Genomic DNA, 20,765 nt, shown 5'->3' with positions numbered 1-20,765 from the left:
TCACCCCAGGACCAGAACCGCCCGACCCTCCAGAGGGGCGTTTTCAAGCCTCTCTAGGGCCTCCTCATGGCGCAGGGCGTACATGGCGAAGGGATAGACCCGCTCCTGGGGCAGGCCGAAGGGCCGGAGGTGGCGCTTCAGGCGCTCCAGGTGGTTTTGGAGGAGGGCCTCCCTCGCCAGCCGGGCGCGGAGGAGCTTCCTGAGAAGCCTCTCCCCTTCCCCCTGAAGCCTCGCCCGGAAGCGGCGGAAGGGGCGGTCCAGGGTGGGCTCCAGGGCCCTGGCCCTTTCCCCCAGGGCCTCCACCTCCCGGAGGAGGCGGGAAAACTCCCCCTCTACCTCCCGGAAGCCCTCCACCTCCCCCTCTACGGCCTCCAGGAAGGCCGCCTCACCCCCCTCCAGGAAGGCCCAGGGGTCCAGGCGGTACCTCTCCAGGATGCGCCGGATGGGGGGCTCGAGGACCACCCCCTGGACCCGGAGGAAAAGGGCGGGCACGGGGAGGCCGTAGAGGGCGTAAACCCCGGAGAGCTCCGCCACATACCGGAACTCGTTCGGCCCCACCACAAACCCCGCCGTGGGCAGGACCAGGTCCTGGAAAACGGGCCTGAGGCCCGCCGCCGGGGTGAGGCGGGAGGGGTCGGTGTGGAGGATCTCCAAGAGCTCCTTCTTCGTATAGCGCCGCACCCCGTCGCTAAAGGCCCCCTCCTGGTAGAGGAGGAGCCTGCGGGCATCGGTCTCCAGAAAGAGGTTGGTGGCCCCGGGCTTGCGCCGCAGGGGGGGCTTGCCGCCCAGGGCCCGGATGCGGGCGGCCTCCCGGTTGATGGCCTCGGCACTGGCCAAGGGGTCTAAGAGCTCGCGCTCCAGGGCCTCCCGGAATAGGGGCGCAAGCTCCTCGGCCATGGGGTCAAAGGGGAGGAGGCCCCGCTCCCCCAGGAAGGCCAGGAGCACCCGGGCGAAAAACTCGGCGAGGGTTTCCGCCTCCAGGGCGTAGGCCACCCGGGCCTCCCGGGCCCAAGGCCCCAGGAAGGCCAAGAGGGCCTCCCGGTAAGGACCGAGGGGGATCCGCCCCGCAGGGAGAGGGGGAAGGGGGAGGGAGAGGGTGCGGATCTCCTCCTCCACCAGGAGGTGCAGGTGGCGCACCTCCTCCACGTCATGATCCTGGGAGGCAATCCAGAACACCCCCGCCGCCCCCACCCGCTGCCCCAGGCCTAAGGCGGTGTGGGCCTTGTAGAAGGTGAGGGCGGGACCCCCGAGGAGGCCCGCCTGCTGGCCCGCCACCACCGCCCCCACCTCCAGGCGCTCCAGGGACCTTAAGACCTCCTCTGGGGCGGAAAGGCGCTTCAGGTAGGCCGAAAGGGCCTCCTTGAGCCGGGGGTGGCCCTTTCGCCCCAGACGGGCCTTCAGGGCCTCCTCCCCCTGGGGGAGGTCCAGCATCCGGGCCAGGAGGGCAGGCTCCATGCTTCAAAGCCTAAAGCGGCTCGGCCAGGCGGGCAAGGGCCGCGGGGTCCAGGACCTCCACCCGGCGGTACCCCAGGTCCACCAACCCCTGGAGGGCCCACTCCCCCAGGAGCTTGGTCACCGTCTCCCGGGTAGCCCCCACCATGCGGGCCAGGTCCTGGTGGGAGAGCCCCGCCTCCCCAAGCTCCAGGAGGAGGCGGGCCAGGCGCTGGGCCACGGAGAGGTGGCGCCCCTCCCAAAGCCTTCTTTCCGCCGCCTCGAGGCGGGCGTAAAGGGCCCTCAGGAAAAAGCCCCTGACCTCGGGAAAGCCCTCCATCAAGGGAAGGAGGGCCTCCGAAGGGGCAAAGAGGAGTTCGGCGTAGGTCAGGGCCGTGGCCCCGCTTTTGCGCCGCCCTTCCCCCACCAGGGCCTCCTCCCCCAGGAGCCCTCCCGGGCCCACCACGCCCAGGGTGGAGGGCTCCCCCAAAGGGGACCTAGGGCCTTCCAGCCACACAAGCCCCTCCCGCACCAGGTAGACCCCGTCCGCCCGGTCCCCGAGGGCGTAGAGGGCGGAGCCCCGCCGGACCCGCAAGGGCGTGAAGGCCTGGGCCATCGCCCTGCGGGCCTCGAGGCCAAGCTCCTGGAACATGCCCTGAGTCTACAAAAAGAGGGGCTGGGAAGAAGGAGGGAGCAACCCCCGCCTCTCCGCCTCGGCGAAAAGCCTTTCCACCGCCTTTTCCCCCTCCGCCCCCACGTCCAGGCTAAAGGCGTTCACATAGGTCCTCACGTGGGCCCAGATGACCTCCTCGGAAAGCTCCTGGGCGTGGGCCTTCAGGTAGGGAAGGGTCTCCTCGGGATGGGCCAAGGCGTATTCCAGGCTCCGGCGCACCGCCTGGTCCAGGGCCCGGATCCGGTCCTCCCCCAGGTCGCGCCGGGCCAGGATGGCCCCCAAGGGCAGGGGAAGGCCCGTCTCCCCCTCCCACCACTCCCCTAGGTCCAGGACCTTCACCAGGCCGTAGGCCGGATAGGTAAAGCGGCTTTCGTGGATGATGAGGCCGGCCTCCACCTCCCCCTGGGCCACCAGGGGAAGGATGCGGTCGTAGCGCACCTCCAGGGGCTCAAAACCCTCCCCAAAGAGGGAGAGGAGCAAAAAGGCGGTGGTGTGCCGCCCGGGGATGGCCACCCGGGCTCCCCGCAGGTCCTTTAGGGGCCTCCGGGCCACGAGGAGCGGCCCCACGCCCCGGCCCAAGGCCCCCCCGCTCCGCAGGGCCACGTAGCGGTCCCGAACCCGGCCGTAGGCGGCGTAGGAAAGCTTGGTGAGAGGGAGCCTGCCCTCTAGGGCCCAAAGGTTCAGCGTCTCCACGTCCTCCAGGACCGCCTCCAGGGGATAGGGGCTTTCCACCCGGCCGTGGGTCAGGGCGTAGAAGAGGAAGGTGTCGTTGGGGCAGGGGGAGTAGCCCAGCTTCAAGGCCTCCATGCCCCTCACTGTACCCCTTTGAGGGCCTTCTTGAAGATCTCGGGGGCAAAGGCCTTGAGGGCCCGCAAGAACCCCGTGGCCCCCCGGGCCCGCCCGGGGATCACGTGGACCGGCACCCCCAGGCGCTCGGCCTCGAGGCGCACCGGCTCGGAAAGGTCGTGGCCCACGTAGCTGGAGACGATCATGAGGCCGTGGGCCTTCTCCAGGCGGTTCTGGATCCGCCTAAGGGCCTCCTTGCCGACCCCAACGGTGTCCGCATCGTACCAGTCCACCTTGAGGCCCCGGGCCTCCAGGAAGGGGAGGAGGCGGCTCCGAAGCTGGGTATGCCCCCCCACCACCAGGAGGTGCTCCCCGTGGAAGTGGGGCAACGCCTCCTCCAAGAGCTCGGCCCGGCTTTCGGGAAGCTCGGGGACCTCTTCCCCCAGGGCCATGAGCCCCCGCCCCACCCCCTTGAGCTCCTCGAGGTAGAGGGCGAGGCTTTCGTCGTGGGGCCTCAGGAAGAGGAGGTTCCTGAGGATCTCCCGGGCGAGCTCCAGGTCCTTCTCCCGGTAAAGGGCTACCTCCAGGGCCTTCTGCCAGTACTCCGCCCCCTGGCGCCAGTCCCCCCGGGCCTCATAGTGCTCCGCTAGGTCAAAGAGCACCTCGAGGGCCTGGGGATGCTCCCGGTGCTCGGCCAGGAGGAGCCTCTCCGCCTCCTCCACCCTCCCCGCCCCGTAAAGGGCCGCCAGGTACTGGCCCCGCACCGCCTGGGCCTCGGCGCTTCCCCGGAAGGCGCGGGAGAGCCGGTAGGCCAGGGCAAGAAGGCCCAGGGGGGGGTTGGGGGTATGGCCCAGGGCCCGGTAGAGCAGGCTAAAGGCCGCCCAGGGGCCCTCCAAACGCTCCAGAAGGGAGAGGAGGCCCATCAGGTCCTCCTCGGCCACCGCCTCGAGCCCCGCGTCCCGGGCCCGGGAGAGGAGTTCCCGGGCCAAGACCTCCTCGCCCCCCGCCAGGGCCTCCTGGGCCAGGCGGAAGAGATAGGGCGCAGGGTAGGCCCTCAGGGCGTGGGCCCGCTTGTGGTCCCCGAGGACCTCCTTGAGGGGGCGCCTCAGGGCCCGCTTCACCTCGGCCAGGTGATGGAAGGCCAGGCCCGCCACCTCCCCCTCCCCGTGCCGCGCGGCCCGCTCCAGGAGGCTTAGGGCCTCGGAAAGGCGCCCCTCCCGCCGCCTCAGGATACCGAGGAGGAGCAGGGCCTCGGGGATCTCCACCCGGGCCAGGGCCTCCGTGAGGTAGGGCTCCACCGCCTTCAGGTCCTCCCCCCGGTAGTCCAAGGGAGACCGGAGGCGCAGGTGGGCCAGGGCCAGGCCTAAGAAGCCCTCGGCCTCGTCCAAATCGGCAAGCCGCCGGGCGTAGCGCTCCGCCCGGGCAAAAAGCCCCTGGAGGAGGGCCGCCTTAAGCCCAAGCCGGAGCATCTCCCGGGTGAGGAGGCTCGGGGAGAGGTCCTCCACGAACTCTGCCCGGCGGCTCACCTCCGCCCACTCCCCCTCCCGGGCGTAGCGGCGCATGCGCTCGGTGATGCGCTCCAGGGCCTCCCGCACGTAGACCTCCGCCTCGGGAAGCCCCGACTCTACGAACTGCCTGAGGGCATCGGCGTACCGCCCCTCGGCCAGGTAGACCCTTCCCAGGGCCAAGCGGTACCGCCCCCCCCGCACCGACAGGGCCTCGAGGCGGCTTCGCGCCCGCTCGTGCGCCCCGAGCTCCACCAAGACCAGGGCCCTCAGGTCCTCGGCCTCCTCGGAAAGGGCCCGCCTCAGGGCCTCCTCCGCCTCGGCGTAGCGGGAGAGGGCGAAGAGGGCCCGGCCCCGAAGGTAAGCGGCCTCCCCCTCCGCCTCCTCCTCTAGGCGGGAGAGGACCTCCTTGTAGTCCCCCGCCTCCAAAAGGGGCCGCACCTCCTCGAGGTCCACCCCCAGGACCCCAAGGGGCTCGGGCTCCGCCAGGGCCTCCTCCACCTCCTCCTCCGCCAGGGCCTCCACCAGGGCCTCCGGCCTGCGGGCCAGGACGAGGAAGTACTCCCCCTCCCCCACCCGCTCCACCTCCCGGAAGCCCAACCGCCTGAGCCCCTCCTCCACCCCTTCCGGGCTCTTGCCGAGAAAGGGGCCGTGCCCGTAGATCAGGAGCCCTCCCGGCCTGAGGAGGCGGGCGAAGCGCGGCAGGCGGGCAAAGAAAGAGAAGCGTTTCCAAAAGGCCTCAGGCCCCAGCCGGCCCTCCAACGCCTGGTCCACAGAGCCCTCGGGGAAGACGGAAAGGAGAAGGAGGGTGTCAAAAGGGGGAAGCTCCGCTTCCTCGGCCCAGCCCCGGTGCCAGACCACCTCCGGCACCCGCCTCCTCCCGACCTCCACCACCTCCTCTACCCCGTCCAAGGCGTGCCACTCCAGGTCGGGGCGCTTCCTTTGCAGGAAACCCACCAGGGCCCCGGTGAAGGCCCCCACCTCCAAAACCCGCCCCTCCGCCCTCGGGGGAACCTCCCGAGCGTAAAACTCCAAAAAGGGCAGGTGCATGCCGTAGACCAGGGCCTCCCCCTTGGGCACCTTGAGCACCTCGCGGTAGAAACTTCGCACCGCCTCCCGTCCCCCCCCCGAGAGGTACGCCCTCCAGGCCTTAAGGAGGGGTTCCCGCTTGGCAGGGCTCCCCACCCGCTTCGCGAGCTCCGCCTCAAAGCGCCCGGGGGCCAGGGGGCCCAAGACGCCAAAGCGATCCTTCAGGTAAAGCCTCAGTTCCTCAGGCATTTGCCGGGAGTCTACCAAAGAAGCCGGGGGGCGGTAAAGCGCCCCCCGGTAACCAGGACCCCCTAGGCGGGGACCTCCCTCCGGAAGAGGTCGGCGTAGCGCCGCTTGGCCCGGGCGGGAGCCCGGTGGTAGACGTAGGAGGCAAGGAGGGGAAAGGCCAGGGTGGCCTCGGCGAAGACCATCTGGGAGAGGGCGGCGTCCACCTTGCCCCAGCTCTGGGCCTCGGACAGGGTGGAGCCGGAAAGCCCGCCGTCCCGCTCGTCCGCCACGGTGATCTGGATGGCGTACTTGTGCATCTCCACCTGGTGCCCCAGGACCTCCGCCGCCACCACGATGTCCTGGGCGAAGTTCTTGGGCACCCCACCCCCCAGCATCACCAGGCCCGTGGTCCCCGCCTTCAGCTTGATCTCGGTAAGCTCGCGGAAATCGGCCACGGAGTCAATGGTCACGTGGGCCTCCGGGCGTTTCACCTGGTGATAGACGAGGCCAAAGCCCGCCGAGGAGTCGGAGAAGGCGGGGACGAAGATGGGCACGCCCTCCTCGTAGGCGGCCCGCACGATGCTCCTCTCCCCGAGGCCCCGCTCCACCAGGTAGCGGCCCATCTCGGCGATGAACTCCCGGCTGGAGTAGGGGCGGGGCTCCAGGCGGTCGGCGATCTCGGCAATGGTGTAGTCCGTGTGCCTTAGCTCCGCCTCGTCAATGTAGGTGTCGTAGATGCGGTCAATCCAGAGCCGCCTTAGGGCCTCGTCGTCCGCCCTCGGGTCCCCCTGGTAGTGGCGGTGGCCCAGGGCCTCAAAGAAGTCCTGGTCCACGATGTTGGCCCCCGTGGCCACGATGGCGTCCACCAGGCCCTTCCTTATGAGGTCGTGGACGATGAGGCCCTGGCCCGCAGAGACCAGGCTCCCCGCCAGGGTGAGGATCACGGCGCAGTCGTCCTGGAGCATCCTGAGGTAGATCTCCGCGGCCCGGTGGAGGTTGCGGGCCTGGAAGGCCGTCTTCCCCATGGCCTCGAGGATGGGCCCGGCGTCAAAGGCCTTGATGTCCACCGGCTCCACAGGCGTAGAGAGGAGTTCCTTCTTCTGCATCCTTCCTCCTTTCTACGCGGGGTGGGCGTAGGGCGGCTCCCCCCGTGGTGCGCCCCCTGCCTTTTGGGGCAGGACCTCTAGTATAGCGCCCGGCGTGGCGGGCGTCAGTACCCCTCCCGCACCACGTTCAAAAGGGGCTCGCCCCGGAGGTAGCGCCCCACCTGCTCGGCAAGGAAGCGGGCCGCCCGCCGGGGAAACCCCTCGGAGAGGCCGGCCACGTGGGGGGTGAGGAGGAGGCCGGGCGCCCGCCACAAGGGGTGGTCCTCCGGCAGGGGCTCGGGATCGGTCACGTCCAGGGCAGCCCGAATCCGGCCTGCTTGGAGGGCCTCGAGGAGGGCCTGCGTGTCCACGAGAGCCCCCCGGCCGGCGTTCACCAGCAGGGCCCCCTCCCTCATGGCCCGGAGAAAGGCCCGGTCCACCAGGCCTCGAGTCTCGGGGGTAAGGGGCAGGAGGAGGACCACCGCATCCGCCCGGGGGAGGAGGTGGGGGAGGTCCTCCCTTGTGTAGACCCCGGGGCGGGGATGGCGGGCCACGGGAAGAATCTCCGCCCCAAAGGCCCGAAGCCTCTCCGCCACCGCCCGCCCAATGGCCCCGTAGCCCAGGAGGAGGACGGCCTTGCCCTCGAGGTCCGGAAGGCGCCTGGGGGCCCAGCGGGCCTCCTGCTGGGCGGCCAGGAAGCCGGGGAGGTCCTTGAGGAGGGCGAGGAGGGCCAGGACCACCCACTCGGCCACGGGGGCGTCGTGGATCCCCGAGCCGTCGCAGAGGATGACCCCCGGGGGAAGGAGGGGCAGGATCCAGTCCACGCCCGCGGAGAGGGTCTGGACCACCCTCACCTCCACCTCCCCCAGGACCCGCCGCACCAGGTCCTCCTCCCCAAAAGGCGGGAGGAAGAGGTCCACCCCCTCGGGCCAGGGCTCGTCCAGGAAGCGCACCTCCACCCCCTTGGGCAGGAGGGCGAAAACCTCTTCCCTAAGCCTCGGAGCCAAAATCCTCACGGCGCACCTCCATGTACACATCCTCCTTGCCCCTGGGGCCGGGGCCGAGGCCCACCTGGCGGAACCCTGCCTTCTCAAAGGCCCGCCTGGCCCTCAGGTTGTGGGCGAAGGTGCGGAGCCTCACCCGCCTGAGGCCCAAGGGGCCGAAGGCGTAGGCCAGGAGGGCCCGCACCGCCTCGGTGCCGTAGCCATGGCCCCAGCGCTCCTTCCTGCCGATCAGGATGCCCAAGGTGGCCTCCTCGGGGGTGAGGTCGTAGAGCTCCACGGTGCCCAAATAGTCGCCCTTCTCGTCCAGGATGACGAAGGAGAGGCGGTCCTTGCGCCGGGTCTCCGCCAGGACGAAACGCTTAAAGAGCCAAAAGGGGGTACGCAGGGGGCTTGAGCCGTTCCACTCCGCGATCTCCGGGTCGCGGAAGGTCTCGTAGAGCCCCTTCCACTCCTCCTCGGAAAGCCCCGCAGAAAAGGGCTTAAGGACCACGCGGCCGAAGCGGGGCCAGTCCACGGAACTACGGGTAAAGCCCCCGGAGGGCCCGGGCCTCGAGGACCCGGGTGGCCGCCACCACGTAGGCGGCGGTACGCAAGGAAATCCTCCTCTCCGCGGCCACCTGCCACACCCGCTCAAAGGCGTTCCGGAGCACCCGCTCCAGGCGGGCGTGGATCTCCTCCTCGGTCCAGAAGTAGGCGTTGAAGTCCTGCACCCACTCAAAATAGCTCACGGTAACGCCCCCGGCGTTGGCGATCACATCCGGAATCACCAGGACGCCTTTTTCCTGCAAGATGTCGTCTGCGGCCGGGGTAGTGGGGCCGTTGGCCCCCTCGGCGATGATCCTGGCCCGGATGCGCCAGGCGTTGTGCTCGGTGATCTGCTTTTCCAAAGCCGCAGGGATCAGGAACTCTGCGGGCACGGCCCAGAACTCGGGGGCGGGCAAGGGCTCGGCCTTGGGGTAACCCCGCACCCCTCCCATCTCCGCCACATAGCGCTGGAGATCGTAGGGGTCTATGCCCGCCTCGCTGTAGATGGTGCCCGTATGGTCCTGCACGGCCACGATGCGGGCGCCATGGTCATGGAAGGCGCGGGCGGCGGCGCTCCCCACGTTGCCGAAGCCCTGCAGGGCCACGCGGCTACCCTCTATGGGAAGCCCGATCTTCTCCGCAGCCGCCGCGGCCGTGACGAAAACCCCTCTGCCCGTGGCGTCCCTGCGCCCCAGGGAACCCCCAAGGGCAAGGGGCTTGCCCGTGACCACCCCGGGCACGGTGCGGCCCACGTTCATGGAGTAGGTGTCCATCATCCAGGCCATCTCCCTCTCCCCGGTATTCACGTCCGGGGCGGGGATGTCCCGGTCGGGCCCCAGGAGGAGGCCCACCTCCGAGGTGTACCGGCGGGTCAGCCGCTCCAGTTCGCGTACAGAGAGCCTCCTGGGATCCACCCGCACCCCGCCTTTACCCCCGCCGTAGGGGAGGCCCACGGCGGCGTTCTTGATGGTCATCCAGGCCGCCAGGGCCATGACCTCGGAAAGCGTTACCTCGGGGTGGAAGCGCACCCCGCCCTTGGCCGGGCCCAAGGCCGTGTTGTGGTGCACCCGGTACCCCTCAAAGTGGGCCACGGTGCCGTCGTCCAGGTGGATGGGCACGTCCACGATAAGGATGCGTTTGGGCCGCTTCAGGCTCTCGGCCAGCGGGGCAAGCCGCCCGAGGTAGGGGATGACCCGGTCCACCTGCTCGGTGAAGATCTCCCAAGGGCCGCCGTCCTTGCCCAGGTAGGAAAGGGGCTCGCTCTTCATATACGCTCCTAGGGGTAAACGCCGCGAAACCGCGTGGCCTCGTTCAGCCGCTCCAGGGCCAGGGCCAGCGCCCCGGTGCGCAGATCGGCGGCGAGGGCCTCGGCCTTGGCCGAGACCTCGGCCACCGCCTTGGCCACGCTCCTGGCAAAGCTTTGCCGCACCTCCTCCTCGCTCCAGAAGAACATGTTGAGGTCCTGCACCCACTCCAAGTAGCTGGCGATGAGCCCGCCGCCCCCGGTGAGGAGGTCGGGCACCACCAGGACCCCCTTGCCCAGGAGGTAGGCCTCCGCCTCGGGGGTGAGGCCGAAGTTGGCCGCCTCGAGGACCGCCCTGGCCCTGACCCCTGTGGCCCTTTCCCCGTCCAAGGCGGCCTCCAATGCCGCCAGGACCAGGTAATCCACGGGCAGGGCGAAAAGCTCCTCCGGGGGGAGGTCGTAGCGGGGAAGCTCCCCCGTGGCCTCGTAGTGGGCGAGGAGTTCCCGCACGGAAAGCCCCTCCTCTTGGTACATGGCCCCCCGTCCGGTAGAGACCGCCACCACCTTGAGGCCAAGCCTCTCCGCGTGCAGGGCGAAGGCCCCGCCCACCTGCCCAAAGCCCTGGACGGCCACCCTGGCCCCCGCCAGGGGAAGCCCCCGCCTTCGGGCGAGCTCCCAAAGCACCAGGGCCACCCCGTACCCCGCGGCGTCGTCCCGGCCTGCGGTGCCCCCCAGGGCGTGGGGCTTCCCCGTGACCACCCCGGGCACGGTGCGGCCCACGTTCATGGAGTAGGTGTCCATGATCCAGGCCATGATCCGCTGGTCCGTGCCCACGTCCGGCCCCAGGATGTCAATATCGGGGCCGATGAGGTTGACGAGCTCCGCGGTGTAGCGGCGCACCACGCGCTCCAGCTCCCTCTGGGAGAGAAGCCTGGGATTGACCGCCACCCCCCCCGCAGCCCCGCCAAAGGGGAGATCGTACACCGCGGCCTTCAGGGTCATCCAGGCGGCCAAGCCCGCCGTCTGCCCCAGGGTCACAGAGGGGTGGAGGCGCACCCCCCCCTTGGCGGGCCCCCGGGCGATGTCGTGAACCACCCGAAAGCCCTGGAAGACCCGCACCTTGCTGTCGTCCATGACCACGGGCAGGGAAACCGTCACCAGACGCTTGGGGTGGGCCAGGTACTCCACCGTGGTGGGGTGAACCCGGGCCACCCTCAGGGTTCTCTCAAGCCTTTCCAGAAACGTTTGCCAAAGGCCCGGGTCCTCCGGGGGCCGGTAAGCGGGAATCGCCATACCATCACCGAGGGGGATTATACCCCGCCCTAGGCGAGCCGCCTGGCCTCCCCCAGGGCGAGTTCCTGGAGGGCTGCCTTGTAGGGCGAGTCGGGAAGGGGTCTTAGGGCCTCCACCGCCAGAAGGGCCCTTTCCCGAATGCGGGCCTCCACCTCCTCGGCTACCCCGCTTGCCCGGGCCAGGGCCTTAAGGCGCTCCAGGTCGCCCTCTTCCCTACCCCTGCGCCTGAGGATCTCCCGCACCTCGGGGAAGCGCTCCATGAGGAGGAGGGAAATGAGGGTGGCCTTGCCCTCCCGCACATCCCCCCCCACGGGCTTCCCCAGGGCCTCGGGGCTTCCCATGAGGTCCAGGTAATCGTCCCGCATCTGGAAGGCCTGGCCGTAGAGGAGGCCAAACCGCCTCAGGGCCTCCCTCTGGACCCCGTCCACCCCCTTGAGCACCGCGGGGCCCTCGGCGGCCAAGGCCATGAGGGCCGCAGTCTTGGCGGTGATGATCCTCTCGTAGTTCTCTAGGGAGTAGTCCTCCAGGGCGGCCACCTGGAACTGCAAGACCTCCCCTTCGGAAAGGGTCTTGGCCGTTTCGGCGAACATCTCCACCAGCCTCAGGCTCCCCGTCTTGGCGATCACGTGGAGGAGCCGGGAGAGGAGGAAGTCCCCGGAAAGAACGCTCACGGCGTTCCCGTAGCGGCGGTAGGCGGCCTCCCGGCCCCGCCTCGTTTCGGCCTCGTCGATGAGGTCGTCGTGGAGTAGGGTGGCGGAGTGGAGGAGCTCCACCGCCAGGGCGAGCTCCAGCTCAAAGGGGGCTCCCCCCAGGGCCCCCGAGGCCAGGAAGACGAGCCGGGGGCGGATGCGCTTTCCCCCGGCGGTCACCAGGTCCTGGTGGATGAGCCGGATGAAGAGGACCTCGGACTGGACGAGCTGGGAAAGCGCCTCCTCAAACCGGCGGAGGGAGGCCTCGAGGGCGGGAAGGGCGAGGAACCCCATGCCCCTGAGTATACGCCAGGTGGTCCGGGCAACCTTTCCCTGAGGCTCAGTAAATATCTATGGGGGCGGGGAGGGGGACCACCTTGGACTGCCCGTTGGCGGAGACGGTGCGGTACTTGACCACCTGAATGGGGGCCAAGGGTGCGGAGGTCCGCTTCTGGTAGCTCCGGGTGTAGGGCCCACAAGGATCGGGGCTCGAGGGCGGACAGGCCTGAGGGATGGTGAAGGGGGCGTCCACGGGGTTGTCCGAGGCGTCCAGGAGGACCACGGACCCGACCCCCGAGCCGGGGTAGGTGTAGAGGGCGAGGGTGTAGCTGTAGTTGTAGAAGGTGTTGTTGCTCTGGTCCTTTTCTGTGGTAACGGAAAAGTTCTCCCGCGACACGAGCACCGTGGGTCCGCCGAAGATCACCCCGCCTCCAAAAAGGTTGCCGCAACCTGCAAGAAGCCCGCCCAAAAGCAAGAGTGCCACCAGCTTCTCCCTTCTCATCCCATCATCTCCTCCCCCCACTTGGGGTTCAGTATAAAGAAGCTCAGGCGCGTGAGGCCTGCCAAAAAGTCCACATTCTCCACCGGCACCTCCTTGGGCACCTCGAGGACCACCGGGGCAAAGTTGAGGATCCCCTTGATCCCCGCGGCCACCAAAAGGTCTGCTGCCCCCTGGGCTGCTTCCCGGGGCACGGTGAGAAGGGCGATCTCTATCCGCCCAGGCACCCGCTGGGGCAGGAGGTCCACGGGCTCAATCACCCCTCCCCGCACCGGGCGCCCAATCTTCTCCGGGTCCACGTCAAAGAAGCCCCTTAGCTCAAAGCTCTCCCCGAAGCCCGGGTAGTCGGCCAGGGCGCTCCCCAGGCGGCCCATGCCCACGATGCAGAGGCCCCACCGCCGGTTCAAGCCCAGGATGTGGCGGAGCTCCCGCTTGAGGACGGGGACCGTGTACCCCACGCCCCGGGTGCCGTAGGAGCCGAAGTAGGAGAGGTCCTTACGCACCTGGAAGGCCGTCACCTGGGCCTCTTCCGCCAGCTGCTCCGAGCTCGTGCGGTGGACGCCCCGGGCCTCGAGCTCTTCCAGGATGCGCAGGTAGGTGATCAGGCGGCTGATGGCGGCGCTGGGGACCTTCATGGCACCTCCAAGGCCGGGAGGCCCAGGGCGGCGATCCGGGACCTCACCGCCTCCTTCTCCTCGGGGGAAACGGGGCCCACCCGCACCCGGTAGACCCCGTCCTTCACCAAGACCACGGGGAGGCCCATCTCCCTAAGCCTTCCCGCCAGGGCCAGGGCGTTCGCCTCCTTCTGGAAGGCCCCTACCTGGAGGTAAACGCTTCCCTCTTTAGGAGGGGGCGCCCCCTGGCCGCGGTAGACCTGGGCCCCGTAGGCCGAAAGGGCCTCGGCCGCCCGCCGGGCCTCGGCCTCGCTGGCGTAGGGGCCCACCACCACCCGGGTGAGGGAGCCGCTGGCCTCGAGGCGGGCCGGGTAGCCCTTTTGCGCCAGCTCCCGCTCTAGCTGCGCGGCGTTTTCCGGGTTGGCAAAGGCCCCTACCGCCACGCGGTAGCTCCCTGGGGAACCAGAAGGCGGGTTTTGGGGGGCCTTTTCCTTTGGCGGCGCAGCCTGCTGGAGCTTGGGCGGGGAGGCCTCCGCGGGCTTGGAAGGGGGCTCCTCCGGGGCCCGGGGCAGGGGCATCACGGTGACCACCGGCTCGGGGGGCTTCACCTCCTTGGGGGCAGGCTGAGGCGAGGCCTGGGCCGGAGGGGGCAAAGGGGAACCTTGGGGCGCGGGCAGTGGGGCGGCCTGGGGGCGGGCGAAGGGGTTGACCCCTGTCAGGTAGAGCACGATGCCTGCCGCCACCAGGGCGATGAGCAGGAAGATGAGGGCATCCAGCCAGTTTTCCCGCAGCCAGCGCATCCTACCTCCGGAGAAGGGCCTGGGCCTCGTTGGAACCCAGGGCCGCCGCTTGCCGGAAGGCCCGGTTCGCCTCCCCTTCCCGGCCCAGGCCCCTTAGGGCCAGGCCAAGGTTATACCAGGCGGAAGCCTCCCTTGGGGTGCGCCCGAGCACCTCCCGCAGGATCAGCTCCGCCTCGCCGAAGCGGCCCAAGGCCACCAGGCCCGCGGCCAGGTTCCCCCCCACCTGGGGGTCCCGCCCCGCCTCATAGAGGGGGCGTAGGAGGGCCACCGCCTCCTCGGGCCGCCCCATCTCCAGCAGGATGGCCCCCTTCAGGGCCTGGGCCTCGGGGGCCCCGTTCCCCTCCAAAAGCCTGAGGGCCTCCTCCCTCTTCCCTAAAGCGTAGGCCGCCTGGGCCTTGAGGAAGGCTCCAGGAGGGCCCGCCTCGTCCGCGTAGCGGTAGGCGCTCCCATAGTCCTTCAGCCTTAGGTAGGCCCCGGCCAAGGCCAAGGCCACGGGGGGCTCGGGGCTGGTCCGGTAAGCGGAAAGGAGGTAGGGAAGGGCCTCCTTAGCCTGTCCCGCCCGCAGGCGGGCCTGGCCCAAGAGGTAGGCCGCCTCCCACAGGGAGGGGTCCAGGGCGTAGGCCTCCCGCAGGAGGGGCTCTGGGGCCTCCGAGAGGAGGGCCTTGCGCAGGAGAAGCCTGGCCCGGGCCTTCCCCTCCACCTGGGCCAGGCCCCGGTCCAGTTCCCTTAGGGCCCGGCCCTTCAGCCCCTCCTCCGCCAGGATGCGGGCCAAAAGCTCCCAGGCCTCCGCCCGCTTGGGGTCCTGGTTCAGGAGGCCGTAGAGGACCGGAACCGCCTCCGCTCGGCCTCCCGCAGCGTAAAGGGCCTGGGCTAGGGCGAGCCGGTAGGCCGGGCTCCGATCCGGCGTGAGGCCCTGCCTGAGGACCTCCGCCGCCTCCTTGGCCTTGCCCGCCTGGGCGAGGGCGGCGGCCAGGCCTAGGTAGGCCTCCTCGGTGGGCCTGAGGGCAGCCGCCTTCCGAAAGGCCTCCGCCGCCTCCAGGGGCTTCCCCAGGCGCAGGTAGACCTGCCCCAGGTTGAAGTGGCCCTCGTAGCGCTCGGGGAAGACCCGGGTCATCTGGTCAAAGGCGAAGCGGGCCTCCTCGAGGCGGCCTGCCCGGAAGAGGGCCACCCCCAGGCCCAGGTGGGCCTCCACCCGCCCGTAGTCTTGGGCGAGGATCGCCTCGTAGGCCAAGGCGGCCTGGGCGTACTCCCCAGACTTCAGCAAGGCCTCGGCCTGCTCCAGGGAGGGGGCGGCCAAGGCCAGGCCCAGGAAGAGGGGTAGGAACGCTAGGGGTTTCGTCATAGGGGCCTCCAAACCCTTCGTTGGCTATAGCATAGCACAGGTCCAGGGGAAGCCCCTTTGCTATCCTGGAGGCGTGGGGCCGACCGAGGAAAAGCCCCTCAATCTGGACACCCCCCGGGTCCTGGTGCTCAACGCGGGGTACGAGGTCCTGGGCCTCGCCAGCGTAAAGCGGAGCGTCCTTTTGGTCCTTTCCGGGGGAGCGGAGATGCTCGCGGAAAGCGGCCGCTACCTGCACACCCCCTCCACCCGGATCCCCGTGCCCAGCGTCGTCCGCCTCAAGCGTTTGGTGCGCCGGGGCCCAAGCCGCGTGCCCCTCAACCGGCGGAACGTTCTGCGGCGGGACCGCTACACCTGCCAGTACTGTGGCCGCCAGGGCGGGGAGCTCACCGTGGACCACGTCCTCCCCAAGAGCCGGGGGGGGCGGAGCACCTGGGAGAACCTGGTGGCGGCCTGCCGCGCCTGCAACCTCAAGAAGGGGGACCGCACGCCCGAGGAGGCGGGGATGCGCCTTCTAAAGCCCCCCAGGGCTCCCCGCCTGCCCCTCTTTCTCTCGGACCTCAAGGAGATTCCGGAGGACTGGCGGCCCTACCTCGAGGCCCTCTTGAGGTAGAGGGCGCCCATCCCCGGCACCTCTGCCCGGGCCTGGAAGGCCTTACCAGAAAGGAGGTCCCGCCAAAGCCCCTCCGGCAGGGGCAAGGAGGCCGGGGCCTTCTGGTTGTTGAAGGCCAGGAGGAGCCTCTCCTCCCCCTCTCCCCGGAAGAAGGAGAGGAGCCCCCCCTCGGCCAGGTAGGTGGCGAAGTAGCTCCCCCTTAGGGCAGCCTCCTCTGCCTTCAGCCGGTAGAGGCCCTGGAGGAAGGCCTGCATCCCGGCGTCGCAGGCCTCCCAGGGGATGGGCCGCCGCTGGAGGTCACCCGGCTCCTTCTCCCCAAGTAGGGCGCACTCCTCGCCCTGAAAGACCACCGGCGTCCCCGGAAGGCCGAAGAGCAGGGCCCAGGCCAGTCGGGCCTTGGCCCGGTCCCCGCCCAGGTCGGAGAGGAGACGGGAGGTGTCGTGGGAGCTGATGAGGTTGAAGCCCATGGCCGCCGCCGCCTCGGGGTAGAGGGCGTAGGCCTCGGCGAGAAGGGTGAGGGCCCTGGGCGCCCCGAAAAGCGCAGGGTGGAGGCCCTGGGCGTACCGCAGGACGACGTCCCGACCGAGGGCGTAGTTCATGAGGCTGTCAAAGGCCCCTTCCCCCACCCAGTCCGGGGCCCGGCGCCAGATCTCCCCCACCAGGTAGGCCTCGGGGTTCACCGCCCGGACCCGGGCCTTGAGCTCGCGGAAGAAGGCCTTGGCCTCGAGGAGGTCCTCGGGCACGTCCACACGGAGGCCATCAAAGCCGAACCGCACCCAACGCTCCGCCACGGAGAGGAGGTAGGCCCGGACCTCGGGGTTGCCCGTGTTCAGCTTGGGGAGGCTCGCCACCCCCCACCAGGCCTCGTAGGCGCCGGCGTCCCCGGGCCGGAAGGGGTAGCGCTTCACGAAATACCAGTTCCAGTAGGGGGAGGCCGGGCCCTGCCTGACCACGTCCTGGAAGGCCCAAAACCCCAGACCCGTGTGGTTGGGCACGAAGTCAAAGAGGACCCGGAGGCCCAAGGCGTGGGCCCGGTCCAGCACGCGGCGCAAAAGGGCCTCGTCCCCCAGGCGGGGGGCCACCTGCAGGTAGTCGTGGGTGTCGTACCCGTGGGCGCTTCCCGAGCGAAAGATGGGGTTGAGGTAAAGGAGGCCCACCCCCAGCTCCGCCAGGTAAGGGAGGCGGTCCCAAAGCCCCTGGAGGTCGCCCCCGTAGTACTGGTGGCAGCAGTGCAGGGGCCCCGGGGGGTCCTGCCAGCGGGAGAGGTAGGGCCTCGGGCCCCCCCCTGCCTGCCACAGGACGTTTAAGTTGTACTCGTCGTCCTGGAGGGCCAGGGCGTCGTTTTCGGGATCGCCGTTTTGGAAGCGGTCGGGGAAGATCTGGTAGCCTCCCTTTTTCCCCACCCAGGCCAGGGCGCGGAAGGGGTTGGGCGGCGGGGTGAAGGGCCCAAGGAGCCTCTCCCCCTTCGGGGTGCGGAGGCGGATCCGGTAGGGCCCCTTTTCCGGCAGGAGACCCCGCCAGACCTCCCTTCCGGAAAAGGAGAGCTGGCGGGCCATGGGCCAGGCCCGATCCCCCTGGAGGAGGAAGGCCTGCCGCACCTCTCCTGCCCCCGCGGTGAAGCGGACCGAATACCCCTCGGGCAGGGCGGAGAACTGGGCGGGGTCCTGGGGGTCGTGGAGCTGGGCCAGGGCCCCGGAGAGGACCAGGGCCAGGAGAAGCTGGAAGCGCTTCATGCCCTCAGTCTACGTGCCCCCACCCCCGCTTGGCCTAGGGCAGGCCCTCAGCGCCGTACGGCGAGGAGGACCGCCAGGAGGACCAGGGCCGCTCCCAGGTAGCCCAGGGGGGAAAGCACCTCGCGGAAGAGGAGGAAGGCGAAGAGGTTGGCCACCACGGGCTCGAGGGTGGCCAAGACGCTCGCCCGGGTGGCGGGAAGCCGCCTGAGGCCCGCATAGTAGGCCAGGTAGGCCCCGTAGGTGGAAAAAACTCCCAGAAAGAGGAGGGCATAGAGGGCCTTGGGGCTTAAAGGAACGAACTGCACGAAGGGCAGGAGTCCCAAGGCCCCCACGGGCAGGGCGTAGAGGAAGAGGGTGGGCGTGGCGTACCGGGGGAGGTAGAGCTTGCCGAAGATGTAGTAGAGGGCGTAGGTAAGGCCCGAGAGGAGGCCGAAAAGGAGGGCGGGGAGGAGGGCCCTTACCTGGCTCCCTCCGCCCAGGCCCATGAGCCCCACCCCCAAAAGGGTCAGGGCCACGGAGAGGAGGCTCAGGGAGTCCAGGGGCTCCTTCAGGATCAGGCGGGAAAGGAGGGCCACCCAGGCGGGGGCGGTGTAGAGGAGGACAGAGGCCAAAGCCGCCCCCCCGTAGCCCACGGCAAGCTGGTAGGCGCCGTAGAAGAGGGCGACCCCCACCACGCCGAAGAGGAGAAGGGCTGGGAGGTCCTGGGCCCGAACCCGCACCTGGCGCAGGTAAAGGGCGTGGAGGGCGAAGAGCACCCAGGCGATCCCCGCCCGGAAAAAGGCCACCAAAAGGGGGGAGAGGCCTTCCCCAAAGGCCAGGCGGCTCACCGGCCCGATGAGGCCCCAAAGGGAAGCCGCCAAAAACAGGTAGAGGTAGCCCATGGGGCCTAGAGTATAATGGCGCAAGCGCCGTATGGAGGCCAGAATATGAACGCCCGCACCCTTTTCACCCTCTTCGTCCTCCTTCTCCTCACCCTCTTTGCCTGGCTCAACTGGGGGGAGATCACCAAGCCCACCTCCCTCTCCCTGGGGCTCACCCGGGTGGAGGCCCCTCTGGGCCTGGTCCTGGTGGTGGCCCTGGCCCTCCTCTCCCTCCTCTACCTGATCTTCACCGTGGGCCTAGAGACCGCGGCCCTCCTGGAGATCCGGCGGTACGCCCGGGAACTCCTGCACTACAAAAAGCTGGCGGAGGAGGCCGAGCAAAGCCGCTACACCGAGCTCAGGCGCTTCCTCGAGGCCGAGCTCAAGCGCCTAGAGGAGGTGGAAAAGGAGGAGATCCGGGCCCTGGAGGCCCGGGTGGAAGAGACCCTAGAAAGGCACGGGAACACCCTGGCCGCCTACATCGGGGAGCTGGAGGACCAGCTCCTCCGCCTTCTGGGCCAGGGCGGGGACAAGGGCTGAGGCCGCCCCCTCCCAGCCGGGGCCAGGAGGGGGTTAGTCCACCAGCTCCACCAGCGCCAGAGGCGCCCCGTCCCCGCGGCGGCGCTCCGCCAGTTTCAGGACCCGGGTGTACCCGCCCGGGCGGTTTTGGTACCTGGGGGCGATCTCGTCAAAGAGCCTGCGCACCAGCTGCACGTCCTGAAGGTCGCGGAGGACCAGGCGGCGGGCGTGCAAATCCCCCCGCTTGGCCAGGTGGATGAGGTGGTCTACGAAGCCCGTGAGGGCCTTGGCCTTGGGCACGGTGGTGGTGATGCGGCCATGCAGGAGGAGGCTCTTGGCCTGGTTGCGGAACAGGGCCAGACGGTGGGAAGAGTGACGGTTGAGTTTCCTTCCAGACTTCAGGTGGCGCATGGTCTCACTCCTTCAGGGCGAAGCCCCGCTTGGCCAGGGCCTCGCGAATCTCCTCGAGGCTCCTCTCCCCGATGCCGGGGATGTTCCTCAGGTCCTTGAGGTTGAGGGCGAGGAGGGCGCGCACGGACTCAATCCCCTCCTCCTTGAGGCTGTGGAGCACCCGGGTGGAGAGGCCGAGCTCCTCCAAGGGCAGATCCAGCTCCTCCTCCCTCGCGGGGCGCTCCGGGGCGGGCTCGGGGGCCGGTAGGGGGGTGGTCTGGGGGTTGGCGAAGTAGGCAAGATGCTCCCTCAGGATCTCCACCGCCTGGTTCAAGGCCTCCAGCGGGGTCACGGAGCCGTCCGTCCAGATCCTCAAGGTGAGCTTGTCCAGGTCGGTGCGCTGGCCCAGGCGGGTGTCCTCCACCTGGAAGGCCACCCGCCGCACCGGCGAGAAGATGGCGTCCACGGGGATGGCGTTGATGCGGTCCTTGATGCCGTGGCGCTCGGCGGGCACGTACCCCACCCCGCGGTCCACCCGCACCTCCATGTAGAGCTTCCCCCCTTCCTCCAGGGTGGCGATGGGCAGGTCGGGGTTCAGGATCTCCACGTCCGCGGAAGGGGTGAAGTCCGCAGCCCGCACCGCCTTCGGTCCCTCGGCCCTAAGGACCAGGGTGGCGGTCTGCATCTTGGGATCCAGGAAGCGGACCACCAGCTCCTTGAGGTTCAAGACGATCTCCACCACGTCCTCCTTCACCCCAGGGATGGTGGAGAACTCGTGGAGGACGTCCTCAATGTAGACGCTGGTGACCGCGGTCCCGGGGATGGAGGAGAGGAGGATGCGGCGGAGAGGGTTCCCCAGGGTGACGCCGAACCCCCGCTCCAGGGGCTCCAGCACAAACTCCCCGTACTCCCGCCCCTGGGTGCGCACCGTGAAGACCGGGGCTTTGAGCTTGCTCTCCAACATAGGCCTCCTTGAGGGCCAGGGACTACCTGGAGTAGAACTCAATCACCAGCTGCTCGTTCACCGGCAGGGCCAGGTCCTCCCGGTCGGGCAGGCGCAGGAACTTGCCCTTCATGGCCTCTACGTCCAGGGAGAGCCAGGGGCCCACCTTGCGCCCCTTCATGGCCTCGAGGTTCTCCCGGATGAAGGCGAGGTTCTTGCTCCCCTCGGCGATGGCGATCTCGTCCCCTGGCCTCACCCGGTAGGCGGGCAGGTCCACCCGGCGCCCGTTCACCGTGATGTGGCCGTGGCGCACCATCTGCCGGGCCTGGCGGCGGCTTTGCGCAAAGCCCAAGCGGTAGACCACGTTGTCCAAGCGGGACTCGAGGAGGCCGAGGAAGACGGTGCCCGTCACCCCCTTCTTCCGGCTCGCCTCCTCAAAGAGGTTCCGGAACTGGGTCTCGGAGATCCCGTAGATGCGGCGGAGCTTCTGCTTCTCCCGGAGGCGCACCGCGTAGTCGGAAGGCCGGCGGGCCCGCTTCTGCCCGTGCTGACCGGGGGGATAGGGGCGGCGCTCCATGGCGCACTTGGGGCTATAGCACCGCTCCCCCTTCAGGTAAAGCTTGACCCCTTCCCTGCGGCAAAGGCGGCAAACTGGTCCAAGGTAACGACCCATCTTCTCCTACTC

21 protein-coding genes are annotated in these 20,765 nt (G+C 69.4%); 2 read left to right on the top strand and 19 right to left on the bottom strand.

Going from position 1 to position 20,765, the window contains the following annotated elements; genetic code table 11:
• The 14 genes from bshC to H531_RS0102580 form a co-directional block, all read right to left on the bottom strand.
• Window positions 1-1,455: a bacillithiol biosynthesis cysteine-adding enzyme BshC gene (gene bshC, locus H531_RS0102645; protein ID WP_022797816.1), complete on the bottom strand. Its 1,455-nt coding sequence runs from the start codon at window positions 1,453-1,455 to the stop codon at window positions 1-3.
• A 10-nt stretch (window positions 1,456-1,465) separates the two neighbouring features.
• Window positions 1,466-2,083 (bottom strand): Crp/Fnr family transcriptional regulator, encoded by a 618-nt coding sequence (locus H531_RS0102640; RefSeq protein WP_022797815.1) that lies wholly within the window; start codon window positions 2,081-2,083, stop codon window positions 1,466-1,468.
• Between the two features lie 9 nt (window positions 2,084-2,092).
• On the bottom strand, window positions 2,093-2,911 hold the full coding sequence (locus H531_RS0102635) for a menaquinone biosynthesis family protein (RefSeq protein ID WP_022797814.1): 819 nt from the start codon (window positions 2,909-2,911) through the stop codon (window positions 2,093-2,095).
• Window positions 2,912-2,916: 5 nt separating this feature from the next.
• A complete protein-coding gene (locus H531_RS0102630) occupies window positions 2,917-5,673 on the bottom strand; it encodes a tetratricopeptide repeat protein (RefSeq protein WP_022797813.1) in 2,757 nt (918 codons plus the stop codon).
• A gap of 62 nt (window positions 5,674-5,735) precedes the next feature.
• Window positions 5,736-6,758, bottom strand: coding sequence for a 1,9-bis(guanidino)-5-aza-nonane synthase (locus H531_RS0102625; protein WP_022797812.1), 1,023 nt, complete (start codon window positions 6,756-6,758; stop codon window positions 5,736-5,738).
• Between the two features lie 104 nt (window positions 6,759-6,862).
• Complete coding sequence (locus H531_RS0102620) at window positions 6,863-7,753, bottom strand: 2-hydroxyacid dehydrogenase (protein WP_022797811.1); 891 nt, start codon at window positions 7,751-7,753, stop codon at window positions 6,863-6,865.
• Complete coding sequence (locus H531_RS0102615; RefSeq protein WP_022797810.1) at window positions 7,728-8,255, bottom strand: GNAT family N-acetyltransferase; 528 nt, start codon at window positions 8,253-8,255, stop codon at window positions 7,728-7,730. The genes H531_RS0102620 and H531_RS0102615 overlap by 26 nt, the downstream gene beginning before the upstream one ends.
• Before the next feature lie 4 nt (window positions 8,256-8,259).
• Window positions 8,260-9,534 carry a Glu/Leu/Phe/Val family dehydrogenase gene (locus tag H531_RS0102610; RefSeq protein WP_022797809.1) on the bottom strand — a complete coding sequence of 425 codons (1,275 nt, stop codon included), beginning with the start codon at window positions 9,532-9,534 and terminating at the stop codon, window positions 8,260-8,262.
• 8 nt (window positions 9,535-9,542) lie between these two features.
• Complete coding sequence (locus tag H531_RS0102605; protein ID WP_022797808.1) at window positions 9,543-10,802, bottom strand: Glu/Leu/Phe/Val family dehydrogenase; 1,260 nt, start codon at window positions 10,800-10,802, stop codon at window positions 9,543-9,545.
• Between the two features lie 29 nt (window positions 10,803-10,831).
• A complete protein-coding gene (locus H531_RS0102600) occupies window positions 10,832-11,785 on the bottom strand; it encodes a polyprenyl synthetase family protein (protein WP_022797807.1) in 954 nt (317 codons plus the stop codon).
• Between the two features lie 46 nt (window positions 11,786-11,831).
• On the bottom strand, window positions 11,832-12,272 hold the full coding sequence (locus H531_RS0102595; protein WP_022797806.1) for a hypothetical protein: 441 nt from the start codon (window positions 12,270-12,272) through the stop codon (window positions 11,832-11,834).
• On the bottom strand, window positions 12,269-12,904 hold the full coding sequence (locus H531_RS0102590) for a redox-sensing transcriptional repressor Rex (protein WP_022797805.1): 636 nt from the start codon (window positions 12,902-12,904) through the stop codon (window positions 12,269-12,271). The genes H531_RS0102595 and H531_RS0102590 overlap by 4 nt, the downstream gene beginning before the upstream one ends.
• A complete protein-coding gene (locus tag H531_RS0102585) occupies window positions 12,901-13,683 on the bottom strand; it encodes an SPOR domain-containing protein (protein ID WP_022797804.1) in 783 nt (260 codons plus the stop codon). Before H531_RS0102585 ends, H531_RS0102590 begins: the two co-directional genes overlap by 4 nt.
• Window position 13,684: 1 nt before the next feature.
• Complete coding sequence (locus H531_RS0102580) at window positions 13,685-15,025, bottom strand: tetratricopeptide repeat protein (protein ID WP_022797803.1); 1,341 nt, start codon at window positions 15,023-15,025, stop codon at window positions 13,685-13,687.
• 73 nt (window positions 15,026-15,098) lie between these two features.
• On the opposite strand from H531_RS0102580, the gene H531_RS0102575 reads away from it, so the two are divergent.
• Entirely contained in the window at window positions 15,099-15,635 is a 537-nt protein-coding gene (locus H531_RS0102575; protein ID WP_022797802.1) for an HNH endonuclease, read from the top strand.
• On the opposite strand, the gene H531_RS0102570 is transcribed toward H531_RS0102575, so the two are convergent.
• Together H531_RS0102570 and H531_RS0102565 are read right to left on the bottom strand one after the other, a co-directional pair.
• Window positions 15,611-17,368, bottom strand: a complete 1,758-nt coding sequence (locus H531_RS0102570) for a glycoside hydrolase family 13 protein (protein WP_022797801.1) — start codon at window positions 17,366-17,368, stop codon at window positions 15,611-15,613. The genes H531_RS0102575 and H531_RS0102570 overlap by 25 nt on opposite strands.
• 47 nt (window positions 17,369-17,415) lie before the next feature.
• Window positions 17,416-18,249, bottom strand: coding sequence for a DMT family transporter (locus tag H531_RS0102565; protein ID WP_022797800.1), 834 nt, complete (start codon window positions 18,247-18,249; stop codon window positions 17,416-17,418).
• A gap of 45 nt (window positions 18,250-18,294) precedes the next feature.
• Here H531_RS0102565 and H531_RS0102560 point away from each other — a divergent pair, with 45 nt between their 5' ends.
• On the top strand, window positions 18,295-18,768 hold the full coding sequence (locus H531_RS0102560) for a hypothetical protein (RefSeq protein WP_022797799.1): 474 nt from the start codon (window positions 18,295-18,297) through the stop codon (window positions 18,766-18,768).
• Window positions 18,769-18,801: 33 nt separating this feature from the next.
• On the opposite strand, the gene rplQ is transcribed toward H531_RS0102560, so the two are convergent.
• Genes rplQ through rpsD form a run of 3 tightly spaced genes read right to left on the bottom strand, consistent with a single transcriptional unit; the run spans window position 18,802 to window position 20,753 of the window.
• The gene (gene rplQ / locus H531_RS0102555) at window positions 18,802-19,158 is read right to left on the bottom strand and encodes a 50S ribosomal protein L17 (RefSeq protein ID WP_022797798.1); all 357 of its coding nucleotides are present in this window, start codon (window positions 19,156-19,158) and stop codon (window positions 18,802-18,804) included.
• Window positions 19,159-19,162: 4 nt separating this feature from the next.
• On the bottom strand, window positions 19,163-20,101 hold the full coding sequence (locus H531_RS0102550) for a DNA-directed RNA polymerase subunit alpha (RefSeq protein WP_022797797.1): 939 nt from the start codon (window positions 20,099-20,101) through the stop codon (window positions 19,163-19,165).
• 22 nt (window positions 20,102-20,123) lie between these two features.
• Window positions 20,124-20,753 (bottom strand): 30S ribosomal protein S4, encoded by a 630-nt coding sequence (gene rpsD / locus H531_RS0102545; RefSeq protein WP_022797796.1) that lies wholly within the window; start codon window positions 20,751-20,753, stop codon window positions 20,124-20,126.
• Window positions 20,754-20,765: the final 12 nt, after the last annotated feature.

It is taken from the genome of Thermus islandicus DSM 21543 (genome assembly GCF_000421625.1).
GTDB classification, from domain to species: Bacteria; Deinococcota; Deinococci; order Deinococcales; family Thermaceae; genus Thermus; species Thermus islandicus.
Note: the sequence above shows the minus strand (reverse complement) of the source record. Positions and strands in the feature narration are given on the sequence as shown.